Here is a 14,184-nt window from a genome sequence, read left to right on the forward strand (position 1 = left end):
GTTGTGAGCGACTGCTTGCAGGTCGCTCCATTCAACACTGCGATGGTTCGCTAGCAATATCTAGGACACGCCGTATACATGGCCAGATTCGGCTGACGAGACGCGCTACGGTGTCTGGGCATGGACCCCGTGCGGAATCCGTATGCTCCCGGAGCCGGACAGCGCCCACCCGAACTTGCCGGGCGCGATAAGCAACTCAAGGCCTTCGACATCGTGCTGGAGCGGATCGCGCGCGGCCGGCCGGAGCGCAGCGTCATGCTCACCGGACTGCGCGGTGTCGGAAAGACCGTGCTGCTCAACCAGCTTCGTTCCGGCGCCGTCTCGCGCGGTTGGGGTACCGGCAAAATCGAGGCACGACCGGATCAGGAACTGCGCCGCCCGCTGTCCTCGGCACTGCATATGGCCGTGCGTGCCATCGCCATGGCGCACCGCAATCAGGAGCGCGTCGACGACTTCCTCGGCATACTCAAGGCTTTCGCGCTGCGCTCCACCGCCGATAAGGGCATGCGGGAGCGCTGGCAGCCCGGCATCGATGTCCCTGCGGTGACCGGTCGCGCCGACTCCGGCGATATCGAGATCGATCTGATCGAACTGCTGAAGGAGGCCGCCGGACTGGCCAGCGATATTGGCGTCGGCATCGCGGTGTTCATCGATGAGATGCAGGATCTCGGACCGGCCGATATCTCCGCCATCTGCGGCGCCTGTCACGAATTGAGCCAGGACGCCGCGCCTTTGATCGTGGTCGGTGCCGGACTTCCGCACCTGCCCGCGGTGCTCTCGGCCTCGAAGAGCTACTCCGAGCGTCTGTTCAGCTACCACCGCATCGATCGGCTGGACCGCGAATCCGCCGACCTCGCCCTCATCGCACCCGCCGAGCGCGAGGAGGTGAAATTCACCGAGGCCGCCCTGGATGCCCTGTACCAGCGGGCCGATGGGTATCCGTACTTCGTGCAGGCCTACGGCAAGGCCGCCTGGGATCAGGCGCCGGAGAGCCCGATTACCGCCGAGGATGTCGAGGTGGCGGCACCGAGCGCCGAAGAAGAACTCGCCGTCGGATTCTTCGGTTCCCGATACGAACGCGCCACTCCCGCCGAACGCGAATATATGCGCGCCATGGCCGATTTGGCGGGCGATGACGGTCCGGTACCGACCGCCGCGGTGGCCAGTGAACTCGGCCGCAAACCCGCCTCGCTGTCACCGGCCCGCGACGGATTGATCAAGAAGGGCCTGATCTATTCGGCCGAGCGCGGCACCATCGGGTTCACGGTGCCGCACTTCGGTCGCTATCTGCGCAGCGTGTAGCCGAACGACTCGGTACGGCAAGGGAAGTGGACACCGGTAGTCGCAGTTGCCCTGCGGTGGTTGTCACCCGGGTCGATCCGAGGGCGACTGGATAACTTGGGTGGATGCGTAGCGTTGAACTCCCCCATCGGATCATCTTCCGCACTGCATGGGCGCCGTTCGGTCGAGGATGGGGCGCACTCGCAGCACCGTGCGGATGGTGCCGGTGAGCTGGGCCAGACCTTCACCGAATTCCAGCAGCGGCTCGGGATCGCCCGGAACATTCTCACCGACCGCCTGCGCAGGCTCGTCGAACACGGCATCCTCACCACGAGCACCACCCCCGGCGGCAAGCGGCACAGCTACCAACTCAGCGAAGCCGGGCAGGACCTATTCACCGTCGTCGTGGCGTTGCGCCAATGGGGCGAACGCCACGCCTTCACCAGCAACGAACCCCACTCGACACTCGTCGACCGTGACGGCAGCCCCGTCGCCCAACTGCGCACCGAAAACCACGAGGGCAAGCTCGTGACCGCGGCGACCACCCAAGTTCGCAAGGTGGGTCGACACGATGCCTCGGTGGCAGATGCGACCCGCAAGTGACAACTAGAACCTGTCGTCACACCTCGAACCATTTCGACCGCGTAGCCCGCTGTGCGTGCCGCCGCCTCGGTCAGCCCGACCGGGGCGACCTCCAGCGCGGTGAACACCACCTGCGGCACCTGCCCGTGATCGGCGGTCGCGTCGCAGCACGGTCATGGCGCCGGGGCGCAGCGGCCGTCGAAGGCACCGTCGGCGACCCGAAATACCGGCCACTGGACGGCTTCGGCCCGCGTCTCCGGGCCGTAGATGCCGTCGACCGCGGCACCGTAGTCGAGCTGCAGATGCCGAATGGCGCGCTTCATCGGGGCGTCGTACACCGTCGTCGCATCCAGCTGGATGCCGTGGCACATGTTCAGCGCCTGCCGCAGGGCGGCCACCGAATCGCCACGATCGCCCTCATTGAGGACACAGTGCGCATCGTCGTGATCGGCTGCCCCGCTGGGCAATTCGAGATAGAAGTCGGTGCCGAGCGGGACTCGCACGCGCCAATAGCACCGCAGCAGCCCGGGCGGCGCAGCGCTCGTCTTCGACACCACCACCGGGGCCGCCCCATCGGATCGATGGGGCATCAGCCAGACAGCGGTCGTCACCGCGGCCACCAGTGCGGCGGCGATGCCACCGAGTACGGCGATACGGCCGCGCGGAGCACGAGCAAGACCGGACAACCCCCACCGATGCGGCCACCGCTCGGTATCGCTGATCGCCAGTTCCACCGCCCGCGCGAACTCCGTGCAGGTCTTATAGCGCCGCTGCGGATCCGCCGCCATGGCGCGGGCGATTACGTCGTCCAGCGCCGGTGGTATATCCGGCCGGACCCGGGTGAGCTGCGGATTGTCCCGTACGGTTCGGGTCCCTGCTGGCGTCGGTCCGTGGCCGTTCGGATTCGATCCGGTGAGCAGCGCGAGCAGGGTCGCACCGAGGGAATAGATATCCGCCCGGCGATCCACCGCGCGCCCTGCCAGCACCTCCGGCGCCGCGAAGGCGGGAGTACATGCGCGCCAACCGGTTTCGGTGACGGTGGCGGCCTCCTCGAGGGTGCGCGCCAGCCCGAAGTCCGCGACCAGCACGCGCTCGCCCTCGGCACCGGCGGCGACCAGGATGTTCGATGGTTTGACGTCGCGGTGCAGCAGATTCTGCTCATGCGCGTGATGCAGCCCCTTGGCGGCCTCGCAGACTATGCGCGCCGCCCGCTTCGGCGCCAATCCGGTCGGTTCCTTGCGCATGAGTTCACCCGCGTCGGTGCCGTCCACATACTGCATCGCCATCCACAGGACCTCGCCCTCCGCACCCCGGTTGTAGACCGAGACGACATTGGGATGGTCCAGGCGGCACACCAGATCGGCCTCACGCCGGAAGATGCTGCGGTAGCGATGATCGGCGCCGAGGTTTTCGGCGAGCACCTTCAGCGCCACCTGTCGCGGTAGCGCCGGATCCTCGGCCAGATAGACCGCGCCCATTCCGCCGGATCCGAGGGGCCGCACAATCGAATAGCCCGCGAACACCTGCCCAGGCCGCAATAACATCCCTGCCCTCCAAGGGAATACGGGCCACGTCGCCGCCGTCGCCGGGCACGTATCAGCCACTACCCCACATTCCGAACCCGGTGTCAAGACAATCTGTCCGCCCGGCGCCCGGCAAGCGTTAGCGGCCCATTTGCCGCTAAATCAAGATCATTAGCGATCGATAGATAACGCTCTACCTCAACATCTACCGGCCGGTAACAAACCCTCCTACACTCTAATGTGATCCTGATCACGTCCGAGGAGGACATCATGGCGACTACCGCAAAAGTCGACGCCACCGAAGAACAGGCCCGCGCACTGGTCGAGGAATCCCGCGAAACCGGCTGGGCCAAACCATCGTTCGCCAAGGAGATGTTTCTCGGCCGGTTCCGGCTCGATCTGATCCACCCGTACCCCGAGCCGAGCGCCGAGGACGCGGCGCGCACCGAGGCCTATCTGGCCCGGCTGCGGCCGTTCTGCGAATCGCTGGACGGCAGCGTCATCGAGGCGGAATCCAAGATTCCGGACGAGTACGTCAAGGGCCTGGCCGAACTCGGCTGCTTCGGCCTCAAGATTCCGCAGGAGTACGGCGGCCAAGGGCTTTCCCAGGTCGGCTACAACCGGGCGCTGATGCTGGTCGGCTCCGCGCACCCCAGCCTCGGGGTACTGCTTTCGGCGCACCAGTCGATCGGCGTGCCCGAACCGCTGAAGCTGGCGGGCACCGCGGAGCAGAAGGCCGAGTTCCTGCCCCGCTGCGCGGCGGGCGCGGTCAGCGCATTCCTGCTCACCGAGCCCGATGTCGGCTCCGACCCGGCCCGGATGGCCAGCATCGCCACCCCGACCGAGGACGGCGAGGCCTACGAGATCAATGGCGTGAAGCTGTGGACCACCAATGGCGTGGTCGCCGAACTGCTGGTGGTGATGGCCCGGATACCCAAGAGCGAGGGGCACCGCGGCGGCATCTCGGCCTTCATCGTCGAGGCCGATTCGCCCGGCATCACCGTGGAGCGCCGCAATTCGTTCATGGGCCTGCGCGGTATCGAGAACGGCGTAACCCGCCTGCACAATGTCCGGGTACCAAAGCGCAATCTCGTCGGCCGTGAGGGCGACGGCCTGAAAATCGCGCTGACCACGTTGAACGCCGGACGACTCGCCATACCGGCGCTGTGCACGGCGGCCTCGAAATGGTCACTCAAGATCGCCAGGCAGTGGTGCACGCAGCGGGTGCAGTGGGGTCGTCCGGTCGGCGAACACGCCGCGGTAGGGGAGAAGATCTCCTTCATCGCCGCCACCACCTACGCACTCGAGGCGGCGCTCGACCTGTCGGCCACCATGTGCGACGAGGGCCGCAACGATATCCGTATCGAGGCGGCGCTGGCCAAACTCTGGGCCAGTGAGATGAGCTGCCAGATCGCCGACGAACTGGTACAGATCCGCGGCGGACGCGGCTATGAGACGGCGGCCTCGTTGCGGGCCCGCGGTGAGCGCGCCGTCGGGGCCGAGCAGCTGGTCCGGGATCTGCGGATCAACCGCATATTCGAGGGCTCCAGCGAGATCATGCGCCTGCTGATCGCTCGGGAGATGGCCGATGCGCACATGTCCGCCGCCGGTGCGCTGGTCGACCGGAACGCCGAGTTGAAGGACAAGGCCAAGGCCGCGGTCGGCGCGGGTGGGTTCTATGCCAAGTGGTTCCCGCAGTTGGCGGTCGGCGCAGGCACGGTACCGGCGACCTATGCCGAATTCGGACCGCTGGCCCGGCATCTGCGCTTTGTCGAGCGCAGCTCCCGCAAACAGGCCAGGTCGCTGATGTATGCGATGGCGCGCTGGCAGGCGGGTCTGGAGTACCGGCAGAACTTCCTCGGTCGCATTGTCGATATCGGCGCCGAACTGTTCGCGATCTCGGCCGCCTGCGTGCGGGCGCAGGCAGCGCGGACCGCCGGCGCACCGGAGGCCAAGGCCGCCGAGGAACTCGCCGATACCTTCAGCAGGCAGTCGCGGATTCGGGTGAAGAAGTTGTTCGACGCGCTGTGGGATAACACCGACGACGACGATCGCACCCTCACCCGCGGCGTCCTCGACGGCCGCTATCAGTGGCTGGAGGATGGCGTCTTCGATCCGAGCGAGGGCACCGGACCGTGGATCGCGGAATGGCAGATGGGTCCGTCGACCGAGACAAACCTGCTGCGACCGTTCCTGCCGTCGACCCGCAGTCACGCGGGGACCTAGGCCGGAGTCGGTACGAGCCGTCACCCCCGTGGCAGGGGTGACGGCTCGTAGCATGATCGCTCGTACACGGTTTCGGTACCTCCGAAACTCCGGACCGAACCGTATGCGCGTATCCCGCCCGTGTTCTCGCTCGCCAAGGACACGGTGCGCATCCACGTTGCGATTCAGGTCGTCGCGGAGTGCGCCGATGGGACGACGCCGAGTTGCTGCATCATCCCGAGCGTGTCCCAACATACCCAGGATTCGACGGCCTTGCCGTCCCGGAACCGACTGATCGTAATTCCCTGAACCACCACTGGTTTGCCGGTCGCGGACATGCCCATCATCTCGCCGTCGTTGGTGCCCGTCGCCGTCCATCGGGTAGTGACGAAGTCGCCTTCGGCAATCTGTTCGTTGACCAAGAACCGTTGATCCGAGAACGCGGCGTGATACATCTGCGCGAGCCGCTTGAAGCCGTCGGGGCCATGGACATCGGCGAACGGGTTCTGTGGATCGTGGTCGATGAAGTCGGCTGCAAACACCTCGTCGAACACAGCGAGGTCTCGCGCGTTCCATGCGTCGAAGACGCGCCTTGCCGCGGCCTTGTTCTGTTCTGACATGGCTCTCCTATCGATTGATGGCGCCGAACTGGCGGGGCGGCCATATTCGCTACAGGCAGCATTCGCGGTGCCCGGCGCGGAGTGTGCGGAGCGCGGCCGCGATGCCATCAGTGGATCCAGGCGCCGCGCCCCAGTATGTGGACGCTGTCATCACGGCGGATGCCCGCCCGAATATCATCAGCAGACATTCAGCTACCCGTTAATCGCAAACCCTGAAGCCGGTATATCGCAATCATTGTGCCCCTCTTTCGTGCGCGAAGTAAGAGGGCAGCAGAGACTGCCGCTCGCCGGCACGATGCCTGCCTGTGGATTTATAGTTCGACAAGTTGACTTGGAGTCGACCGCAGGGATCCCTCGGATGAGAACACCATGGTGGCGCCAGCACGGGTTGTTACACGGATCGGGCAGCGCGAGAATCTACAGCTAACTCACTGTTAATCGCCGCTCGTGCACACTCTTGATATGGTCACGACCTGGACGAACTCGAGCAGATCATTGCCCGGCTTTCCGGGGTGGCCGCCTACATCGCCGATCACCTCGATCAGATCGACACGCGGATCGCGACCCTGCGCGACACGGGGTGGGAAGGCATTGCCGCACAGGCATATTCGGAGGCCGATCAGCAGTGGATCTCGGGAGCACGGGAATTCGCCTAAGACAGCGATCGAAGGATGTGGGTACAAGTGGACGGCGGAGGCTCCCCGCTCAATTCGGCGCTCACATCGGGAAATCCTGGTGAGCAGGTCCGTGCGATGATCGAATTGATCGAGCTCGGCGACGGCCGAGCCGTCGCCGACATCCTGCCGCTCGTCGAGTCGCGCGATATCGCTGTGCGTAGTGAAGCGGCGCGCGCAATCGGATATCTGGGTGTAACACAGGTTTCGGTTGTCGGGCCGGTGTTGTTGCGGATGCTGTCGGATTACGACGAGATGGTTCGCAACGAAGCGGCAGAGTCGCTCGGCCTCGTTCGGTACGGTCCCGCGGTCGACGTCCTTGTGGACCTGCTGCGCGCCGACCCGTCGTGGATAGTGCGCGCTTCCATTGCCGAGGCGTTGGGAAGCTACCCGGGGCATGGGACCGCCGAATTGGTCGAGTGCGTGCGCGATGTCGACGAGTATGGCGCGGTGCGGAGGTATGCGATCGACTCCCTGGGCCGTACAGGTGACCTCCCGCCTGCCGAAATATTGGCTCTAGCTGAGGAATTCGGGCGGGACGAGGAGATCGGACCGCAAGTTCGAATCGTCGCCTATCGGGTCGGCGATCAATCGCAGCTGGCGGAGATCAGCCGCGAGGCGGCTCATATGGATCAGGAAGACTCGGCCCGCTTGCTCAACGATATCGAGTATCTGTTGCAGCCCCCGATACCACCGACACTGGTGGAGGACTCCGCGCGCATCAAGTCCATGCTCGACATAGTCGCAATGCGTTGGCCGTTGTCCTCGCGGCACGTCAATCGGATCAGCGACATGCTGCCGACCTAGAGGGCGGCAGCGCTGGGTAATCGCCGCAGTTCCTGATCGGCCAAAGCACTCGCAAGCTGGGCGACCAATCTTGACCCGGCGCGGCGGCGCGACGCATGTGCTGTCGGTGCGAGTCGGTGTGCGGCGCAGGTCACGGACAGCGGTGCGGTTAGGACCCGCGTTGGGGGCCAACGGAGTTCACCCACCTTCGACACGGTCTCATATCGACGTTCCGCACACACACCGAGTCGAAAATCAGAACCTCTGTGCGAGCTTGGATTTGGTGCGGCCCGCAGCAGGGGGTCGGTTCAGGGGCCACCCGGCAGGCGGCGGCCGGTGGTCGAGCGGGGGACGCTTTGGATGACATCGTGGTCTTTACCCCGTCGCATCCTGCGCCGCGCGCTGCCCGAGTCAACAGCCACGTGATGAGGCTTGCGGTGGTTGGCCGGAAGTTCCTCGTTCGGGCATTCATGACCGAGCTCGAGCCGGTACTGCTGTCGTTGTGGAAGCGGTTGCGTGCAGGGCTGGTCGCGTGTCGCGCACGAGCGGAGCAGGGCCAACCTGACCGCTTGGATGCGAGGCTGCTCAGCGCGTCGGCAAGTGCGCGTCGGCAATCGATGGTGGGCAGCCGCAGGTTAGGGACCGCCCGGGAGGCGGCGGCAACCGATGGTGGGCAGCCGCAGGTTAAGGACCGGCCGGGAGGCGGCGGCGGCCGGTGGTGGGCAGCCGCAGGTTAGGGACCGCCCGGGAGGCGGCGGCGGCCGGTGGTCAGGTCGGTGGTCAGGTCTTCGTAGGCGATGGCCAGTTCGGCCAGGCGCTCCCAGGCGTTGCCGAGGGCGTGGTCGGAGGGGCTGGTGAGGGCGGTGTAGGCGGTGGCGGTGTAGGCGGCTAGGCGGTCGATTACGGTGCCGAGGGTTTCGGTGTGTACTGAGGCGGAGCCGTGGGCGGGGGGTAGGTTGGCGTGGATCCAGTGGTCGATTTCGCGGACCAGATGTGTTCTGCGGGTGTCGATTTCGGGGTTCTGGCAGGCGTGGTCGGGTGGGCATTGTGGTGCGAGTCCGTTGGGGGCGGTGGGGGATGGGTGGGTGCGGCGGCGTTCGTGTAAGCAGGTGAGTTCGTAGGCCGCCTGTAGCAGTGGGTGTTCGGTGTGTTCGACGCCGCGGCAGGCGCGCAGCATCGCTCCTTTGGTCGGCAGCGGGTCGATCAGCATGGCAGCCCTCGGGGTGAGCCGGATGCGTCGACTGCTGGGTGGGTCATGGATGCCTCGGTTCGTATCGGTGAATTCCGGTGCGCCCGGCCGAATTTCCGGATAACGGCGATCCGTTGTGATCCAATAGGTTTCTCGGTTTCCTACGGCTCCCCGGCCGGGCGCGGCAACAGCAGAGCACGCGACAGGCGGAGGAGTCAGCGTCTTCATGGGGTTTTCCAGCCATTCGCACCGAAGTGCGAGGACGAAATCCGTTTCGCGTGGCACACATCCATCCACGGACGAATCTCTTCAGATCCGAGACCGAAGGCAGGGGGCCATGTCGGAAACAGGAAGCACGGTGCCGCGACGGCAACTGGGACGGCACCTCCGAGACCTGCGCTTGCAGGCCGGAATGACCATGCCGGAAGCCGCGCGGCTGATCGAACGCGGCACGACGACGCTACAGCGATTGGAGACTGGACAGACGAATAAGATACGGCTGCTGGATATTCGGGAGCTGTGCAGCGTGTACGACGCCAACGAGGTGGTGACCGCCGGACTGATGGGGCTGGCGCAGGAGGCATCCGGCAAGTGCTGGTGGCATGATTTTGGGAAGTTGATACCGGCAGACTTCGACGTGTATGTAGGGCTAGAGGCGTCGGCGCGAAGGCTGACGTCGTACGCGCCAGATGTCGTTCTGGGGTTGTTGCAAGCGCCGGATTACACACGCGCCATGGTGCGGTCGGCGCTGCCCGGGGCTTCCAGCCAAGAGGTCGATCGACGAGTCGATGTCAAACAACGCCGTCAGAGGGCTCTCACCCGCAAGCGGCAACCTGTCGAATTGAATGCCGTTTTCCTCGAAGGTGCGCTGCGCCGGGTTGTCGGCAGCACGCGGATCATGAGCGCACAGTTGCGACACCTTGCGGACATGTCCACACTGCCGAACGTGACGCTTCGGGTGCTCCCGAACTCGGCCGGTATCCCATTGGGTGACCCGATCGGGCTGTTCACCGTAATCGATTTCGGGATGGACAAGAAGGGCGAGCCGATCGAGCCATCGGTCGTCTATCTCGAAAACTTGACCGGCTGTTTGTACTTGGAGTCGCAGGACGATGTCCGGCACTACCATGATGCTCACGGGGCAGTTCAACGCGCAGCACTAGATGAAACGACCAGTAGAAGTCTGCTGCGGCAGCTAGCCAGGGAGTATGCAAGGTGACCCTCAAGCGCGACATAGACCATTCTGGAGCTCGCTGGTTCAAAAGCACCCGAAGCTCCGCCACAAGGGACTGCGTTGAAGTCGCGTTCCTATCAAGCGATCTCGTCGGCGTCCGGGACTCGAAGAACCCTGACGGCCCGGCACTGGTGTTCAGCGGCGGCGCGTGGGATGCGTTCGCCGCCGCCATCACTGATGGGGAATTCCGCCGGTCGTAGTCGGATCGCTTCGAGACCTCCCGCTCGTCCGAGGCGGGAGGTCTCGATCTTGTTTGGCCTGCACTCTCATTGCTGGTCGCCAACATCCGCCGGTAAGGTGCGGGGCAGCGGGGGATGCGCATAGCCCCCTCGGCAACCGGTGGTAGTGAAGGGGTTCGCGAATGACTGGTAAAGCGAAGCTGCTGCCCGCTGCGGCCTTGGCCCTTGGCGCGATGCTGCTGCTCGCCGGGTGCAATGGCGATTCGACGGACGGGAAGCCGACCGCTGCCACGTCGAGCGCACCGAAGACAACCACTGCCGCAACGACATCGGTCGACCCCGAAGCCGCCGTTTGGGATCCGTGCACGATCCCCGATTCAGCGCTTACCGCGCTCGGATTGAACACCGCCAGTAAAGACAACAAAGTCGCGGGCGTTGACCCGACGGGCTGGAAGGTATGCAGTTGGGAGTCGGAGCCGAAGGCGTACAACCTTGGGATCCTCTCGTCGGAACACACACTTGAGGAGGCCCGACAAAGGACCGACTATGCAGACTTCACATCGACGACCGTTGGTACTCGTCCAGCACTCCAGTTTCGAGAGCCCGGTGCGACGCACGACCTGACCTGCTGGCTCGCCGTTGAGGTGCCCCACGGAATGGTCGAGTTCGATGTGGCCAACCGGTACGGCTCCTCTGGAGCCAAAGCCGGTGAACCGTGTGCCCAGGCGCGTCGGCTCGCTGAAGCCCTGGCCACGTATCTGCCTGTGCGCTGAGGAGGGGAAATGATCAGTGGCATCGATCCAGACGAATGGACACGGCTACTCGACCAAGCCAATGCCGGTGAGCTATCGCTGGACCCGGAAGTCGGGAAAGACTTGGACAAGGTCTGCGACGACCAAATCGACAGGCTGAACACGATACTTCTGGGGGTTAGGCGCATCAGCAATATGTCGGGCTTCGGGACATTCAACTCCGGCAAGATCCTGGAGAAGAAGTTCTCCGAGACCGCCTCCGGAACCGACCGCTCGCTCGACACCGTGATCATGCAGCACATCGATGCCGTCGAGACCGCCAAAGAGGTCGTCGCAAAAGCGATCGCGAACTTCGTCGCCCAAGACCAATACCACGCCTCCCAGCTCACGCAGGTGACCCCGGAATGACCTACGAGGACTACCAGCGCCGCATCATCGAGGCGCAAGAACAGTGGAACCGGGACCGCGACTGGATCTACAAGACCGAATCCGGTTACAAGAATTTCGAAGGCGAAACGCAGCCGCCGCACGTCACCACCCCGGATAGCTACGACCACCTAACTCTCCAGGAAATGCAGACCGCCGTCTCGGCGATGAAGCCGAAACTGGTCGATGACGCGGTCACGATGTGGGCGAATATCGGACTGGAACTTCAGGGTTCGTTCGAAACCTTCAACCGCGAATTCGCACGCACCATCGACGGCCAGAACGGCCGCCCCGGCTGGACCGGCACGGCGGCACAGGCCGCGACGACTGCCGTGAACAACTACTACGAAAAATCCGTCCCCCTCGCCACGGCGGCAACGCTGACCAGCCTCAAACTCTCCGAAATGAAGACCGGCCTCGAGCAGACCCAGGCACTCATGCCCGGCCTCACCGAACGCCCGGAGATCACCGGCAAGACGCTGCCCAAGGACGGCGTCATGAAGTCCGGCGAATACACCCAGACCGAGGCCGAGCAGGAGGGCCGCAGAATCCTACGGACGGTCTACGGCCAGGTGGCGGGGCAGACCGATGTCGGGCTTCCATATATGCCCACCGCGCCGACGATCACAGACGGCCCCGGCGGCCCGGTCACACCAGGGCCGAATCCCGGTGGCTCACCAGGCGATTCAGGTGGCGGCGGTGGTTCCGGCAACGGCAACGGAAACGGCAACGGCGGCCCGACAGGCGGGGACTCGGGATCCGGTACGGGTGGACAAACGGGCACGCAGCCAACGGCGGCGACCTCGGATACCACGACGCCCACCAGTACGAATCCGCAAAGCACCACGCCGACAACGCAATCCAGTTCACCCACCACCGCGACACCGACCACGTCCGGAACCAGCGGTCCGTCCACGGGCACCCCGCACTCCGCGACACCCGGAATCGGCAGCCCCTCGAGTGGCCGCGTCGGCACCGGTAGTCCGGGCAGCACCTCGGGCGGCCCGGGCCGCAGCGTCGCGGGCACACCCACCACCGGCTCCACCGCAGCCGCCTCGGCCGCGCGCCAGAGCACCACGGCATCAGGCCGGGCCGGAACATCCGGAATGTCGGGCATGGGCGGGGCCGGTCAGGGGAAGGGCAGCGATGAGGATCGCAAGAAGGGTGTTCCCGATTACCTCATCACCGCCGAGCACGGACAAGAAGCCACCGGACTGGATTCGCTACCCAAGACCGTGCCCCCGGTGATCGGCGGTGACCCCGACGGTGCACAGCAGTACTAGGGGGATGGCAGCCGACGGGGTGAACAAGCACAGGCTCACCGGCTTGGAGTTCGAAATGCTCTGGGCCGCATACGGTCGCGACCGGCTGCCGTACCCGCTGCACTACCGCACCGAAATCACCGAATTCGACGAGCTCGAACGCCACCGCGAGGCCGCGCTCACCGCCCTGCTCGACAAGTACTCCCCCGAACTCGAACACGCCATCGAGGTGCTGCTCGAGCCGGACGCCCGGGTGGAGTCGAAAGGTTTCGGCGGCCCCTACCTATCCGAGACCTACCGATTCCACGGCGCGATCCGCGACAGCATGGGTGCCGCGCTGACCCAATTGCCCGGCGTCACCGCCGACACCGGCGGCGATGTGGTCATCACATACTGCACCGCCCAGCAGGTCTGCAGCCACGCCGTCGCCGCCTTGCCGCAGCGCGGTCCTGGCACGCAACCGCGACTGGAGTTCCGGCGCGAGGAGATCGCCGCCGACCGCGACCGCCATATCCGCCGCGCCCACGACTACGGCCCCCTCGAACAACTGGACCGCATTTTCCAGCGCACCCGCTCCGGCCTGGGTGAGATCACCATCTACGCGGGCCCGGCCGTCGACGCCCGCCCCACCCCTGGTCGCGGCTTCTGGTGGATGGACTACCCCGACGGCCGCTACTACGTCAAAACCGGCGACCCCATCATCGCCGCCCCCATGGCCGCCCCCGCCATGGCCGCCGAAATCCACCGCCTACTCACCCTCACCCAGCGCTACCACCGCGAAGACCTCGCCCACGACGAATACCTCCGCTCCCGCCGCTGACCCACCCCGCCCCTACCCGTCAACCAGCCGCGCGCGACCCCGACCAAATGACGCCTCAACACAGCGGCCGCCACCAGCAACTGGAGGCGGCCATCTTCGATCCGAGCCAGAGCACCGAACCCGTAGATCACGGAATGACAGATCGCTCCCTCGACCGAGGTCGATCTCCTACGACCGTTCCTGCCATCGCCCCCCTCACGCGACCACCTATCGCCCCGCCCCTGCACTCCCAATCCGATCGGTCGAGAATGCGCTGGTGCAGGGGTGCTCTCGGCGTTTGCCTGCATCAGCGCATGGTGATCGCTTGTCCAATATTGGGGGGGTTGTTGGGGTATGGCTGGACGTGCGCAGTCTTGCCGCCGACGGCGGGGATGTGCCCACTTCGGCTGCTCGCCGAACGTAGTCATCTGGCGGTCGAATCAGCCTGGGCGACCACCCTTCGACTACCTTCGCCCCCTGCCCCCAGGGGGCGATATGGCAGGAGCTGTCTGGACGCGGGGCAGTAGGCCGGAGCCGGTGCGAGCCGTCACCTGCGGCAGGGGTGACGGCTCGCACCGTGCGTGCGCAGCTGGGCCGCACTGAATCGATAAATATTAAATAATCTTGAAAAATAGATAGATTCCGATAGATTTTCGATACTTCGGATTCGTG

At 65.1% G+C, this 14,184-nt stretch carries 14 protein-coding genes and 1 pseudogene; 11 read left to right on the forward strand and 4 right to left on the reverse strand.

Annotated features, from left to right (window positions below; translation table 11 throughout):
- Nucleotides 1-120 precede the first annotated feature (120 nt).
- Both ABZ293_RS04030 and ABZ293_RS04035 read left to right on the forward strand, forming a co-directional pair.
- Nucleotides 121-1,302, forward strand: coding sequence for an ATP-binding protein (locus ABZ293_RS04030; RefSeq protein ID WP_354959704.1), 1,182 nt, complete (start codon nucleotides 121-123; stop codon nucleotides 1,300-1,302).
- Nucleotides 1,303-1,416: 114 nt separating this feature from the next.
- On the forward strand, nucleotides 1,417-1,884 hold the full coding sequence (locus ABZ293_RS04035; protein WP_355177227.1) for a helix-turn-helix domain-containing protein: 468 nt from the start codon (nucleotides 1,417-1,419) through the stop codon (nucleotides 1,882-1,884).
- 26 nt (nucleotides 1,885-1,910) lie between these two features.
- Here the strand turns inward: ABZ293_RS04035 and ABZ293_RS04040 are convergent.
- Together ABZ293_RS04040 and ABZ293_RS04045 are read right to left on the reverse strand one after the other, a co-directional pair.
- A pseudogene (locus ABZ293_RS04040) lies at nucleotides 1,911-2,024 on the reverse strand (hypothetical protein); the annotation flags it as partial.
- Nucleotides 2,025-2,036: 12 nt separating this feature from the next.
- Nucleotides 2,037-3,407: a serine/threonine-protein kinase gene (locus tag ABZ293_RS04045; protein WP_355177228.1), complete on the reverse strand. Its 1,371-nt coding sequence runs from the start codon at nucleotides 3,405-3,407 to the stop codon at nucleotides 2,037-2,039.
- A gap of 249 nt (nucleotides 3,408-3,656) precedes the next feature.
- Between ABZ293_RS04045 and ABZ293_RS04050 the strand changes: the two genes are divergently transcribed.
- A complete protein-coding gene (locus ABZ293_RS04050) occupies nucleotides 3,657-5,612 on the forward strand; it encodes an acyl-CoA dehydrogenase family protein (RefSeq protein ID WP_355177229.1) in 1,956 nt (651 codons plus the stop codon).
- Between the two features lie 164 nt (nucleotides 5,613-5,776).
- On the opposite strand, the gene ABZ293_RS04055 is transcribed toward ABZ293_RS04050, so the two are convergent.
- The gene (locus tag ABZ293_RS04055) at nucleotides 5,777-6,319 is read right to left on the reverse strand and encodes an ester cyclase (RefSeq protein ID WP_355177230.1); all 543 of its coding nucleotides are present in this window, start codon (nucleotides 6,317-6,319) and stop codon (nucleotides 5,777-5,779) included.
- A 365-nt stretch (nucleotides 6,320-6,684) separates the two neighbouring features.
- Between ABZ293_RS04055 and ABZ293_RS04060 the strand changes: the two genes are divergently transcribed.
- Both ABZ293_RS04060 and ABZ293_RS04065 read left to right on the forward strand, forming a co-directional pair.
- Nucleotides 6,685-6,867 (forward strand): WXG100 family type VII secretion target, encoded by a 183-nt coding sequence (locus ABZ293_RS04060; protein ID WP_355177829.1) that lies wholly within the window; start codon nucleotides 6,685-6,687, stop codon nucleotides 6,865-6,867.
- 96 nt (nucleotides 6,868-6,963) lie between these two features.
- On the forward strand, nucleotides 6,964-7,692 hold the full coding sequence (locus tag ABZ293_RS04065; protein ID WP_355177231.1) for a HEAT repeat domain-containing protein: 729 nt from the start codon (nucleotides 6,964-6,966) through the stop codon (nucleotides 7,690-7,692).
- A gap of 712 nt (nucleotides 7,693-8,404) precedes the next feature.
- Here the strand turns inward: ABZ293_RS04065 and ABZ293_RS04070 are convergent.
- Complete coding sequence (locus ABZ293_RS04070) at nucleotides 8,405-8,881, reverse strand: DUF4254 domain-containing protein (RefSeq protein WP_355177232.1); 477 nt, start codon at nucleotides 8,879-8,881, stop codon at nucleotides 8,405-8,407.
- Between the two features lie 316 nt (nucleotides 8,882-9,197).
- Here ABZ293_RS04070 and ABZ293_RS04075 point away from each other — a divergent pair, with 316 nt between their 5' ends.
- The 6 genes from ABZ293_RS04075 to ABZ293_RS04100 all read left to right on the forward strand — a co-directional run bounded on the left by ABZ293_RS04075 (nucleotide 9,198) and on the right by ABZ293_RS04100 (nucleotide 13,533).
- The gene (locus ABZ293_RS04075; RefSeq protein WP_355177233.1) at nucleotides 9,198-10,079 is read left to right on the forward strand and encodes a helix-turn-helix transcriptional regulator; all 882 of its coding nucleotides are present in this window, start codon (nucleotides 9,198-9,200) and stop codon (nucleotides 10,077-10,079) included.
- Nucleotides 10,076-10,294: a DUF397 domain-containing protein gene (locus ABZ293_RS04080; RefSeq protein ID WP_355177234.1), complete on the forward strand. Its 219-nt coding sequence runs from the start codon at nucleotides 10,076-10,078 to the stop codon at nucleotides 10,292-10,294. Before ABZ293_RS04075 ends, ABZ293_RS04080 begins: the two co-directional genes overlap by 4 nt.
- Nucleotides 10,295-10,455: 161 nt before the next feature.
- Nucleotides 10,456-11,046 carry a DUF3558 domain-containing protein gene (locus ABZ293_RS04085; protein ID WP_355177235.1) on the forward strand — a complete coding sequence of 197 codons (591 nt, stop codon included), beginning with the start codon at nucleotides 10,456-10,458 and terminating at the stop codon, nucleotides 11,044-11,046.
- 9 nt (nucleotides 11,047-11,055) lie between these two features.
- Nucleotides 11,056-11,433 carry a hypothetical protein gene (locus tag ABZ293_RS04090; protein ID WP_355177236.1) on the forward strand — a complete coding sequence of 126 codons (378 nt, stop codon included), beginning with the start codon at nucleotides 11,056-11,058 and terminating at the stop codon, nucleotides 11,431-11,433.
- A complete protein-coding gene (locus tag ABZ293_RS04095; RefSeq protein WP_355177237.1) occupies nucleotides 11,430-12,734 on the forward strand; it encodes a hypothetical protein in 1,305 nt (434 codons plus the stop codon). The genes ABZ293_RS04090 and ABZ293_RS04095 overlap by 4 nt, the downstream gene beginning before the upstream one ends.
- 4 nt (nucleotides 12,735-12,738) lie before the next feature.
- A complete protein-coding gene (locus ABZ293_RS04100; RefSeq protein WP_355177238.1) occupies nucleotides 12,739-13,533 on the forward strand; it encodes an ESX secretion-associated protein EspG in 795 nt (264 codons plus the stop codon).
- Nucleotides 13,534-14,184: the final 651 nt, after the last annotated feature.

Origin of the sequence: Nocardia sp. NPDC005998, from assembly GCF_040614395.1 — a bacterium.
In the GTDB taxonomy this organism is placed as follows: Bacteria; Actinomycetota; Actinomycetes; order Mycobacteriales; family Mycobacteriaceae; genus Nocardia.

Bases quoted from the DNA above. Each gene is read 5' to 3' on its own strand.
- ABZ293_RS04030 (WP_354959704.1), top strand. From the start codon at position 121: ATGGACCCCGTGCGGAATCCGTATGCTCCCGGAGCCGGACAGCGCCCA.
- ABZ293_RS04045 (WP_355177228.1), bottom strand. From the start codon at position 3,407: ATGTTATTGCGGCCTGGGCAGGTGTTCGCGGGCTATTCGATTGTGCGG.
- ABZ293_RS04050 (WP_355177229.1), top strand. From the start codon at position 3,657: ATGGCGACTACCGCAAAAGTCGACGCCACCGAAGAACAGGCCCGCGCA.
- ABZ293_RS04055 (WP_355177230.1), bottom strand. From the start codon at position 6,319: ATGGCATCGCGGCCGCGCTCCGCACACTCCGCGCCGGGCACCGCGAAT.
- ABZ293_RS04065 (WP_355177231.1), top strand. From the start codon at position 6,964: ATGATCGAATTGATCGAGCTCGGCGACGGCCGAGCCGTCGCCGACATC.
- ABZ293_RS04070 (WP_355177232.1), bottom strand. From the start codon at position 8,881: ATGCTGATCGACCCGCTGCCGACCAAAGGAGCGATGCTGCGCGCCTGC.
- ABZ293_RS04075 (WP_355177233.1), top strand. From the start codon at position 9,198: ATGTCGGAAACAGGAAGCACGGTGCCGCGACGGCAACTGGGACGGCAC.
- ABZ293_RS04085 (WP_355177235.1), top strand. From the start codon at position 10,456: ATGACTGGTAAAGCGAAGCTGCTGCCCGCTGCGGCCTTGGCCCTTGGC.
- ABZ293_RS04090 (WP_355177236.1), top strand. From the start codon at position 11,056: ATGATCAGTGGCATCGATCCAGACGAATGGACACGGCTACTCGACCAA.
- ABZ293_RS04095 (WP_355177237.1), top strand. From the start codon at position 11,430: ATGACCTACGAGGACTACCAGCGCCGCATCATCGAGGCGCAAGAACAG.
- ABZ293_RS04100 (WP_355177238.1), top strand. From the start codon at position 12,739: ATGGCAGCCGACGGGGTGAACAAGCACAGGCTCACCGGCTTGGAGTTC.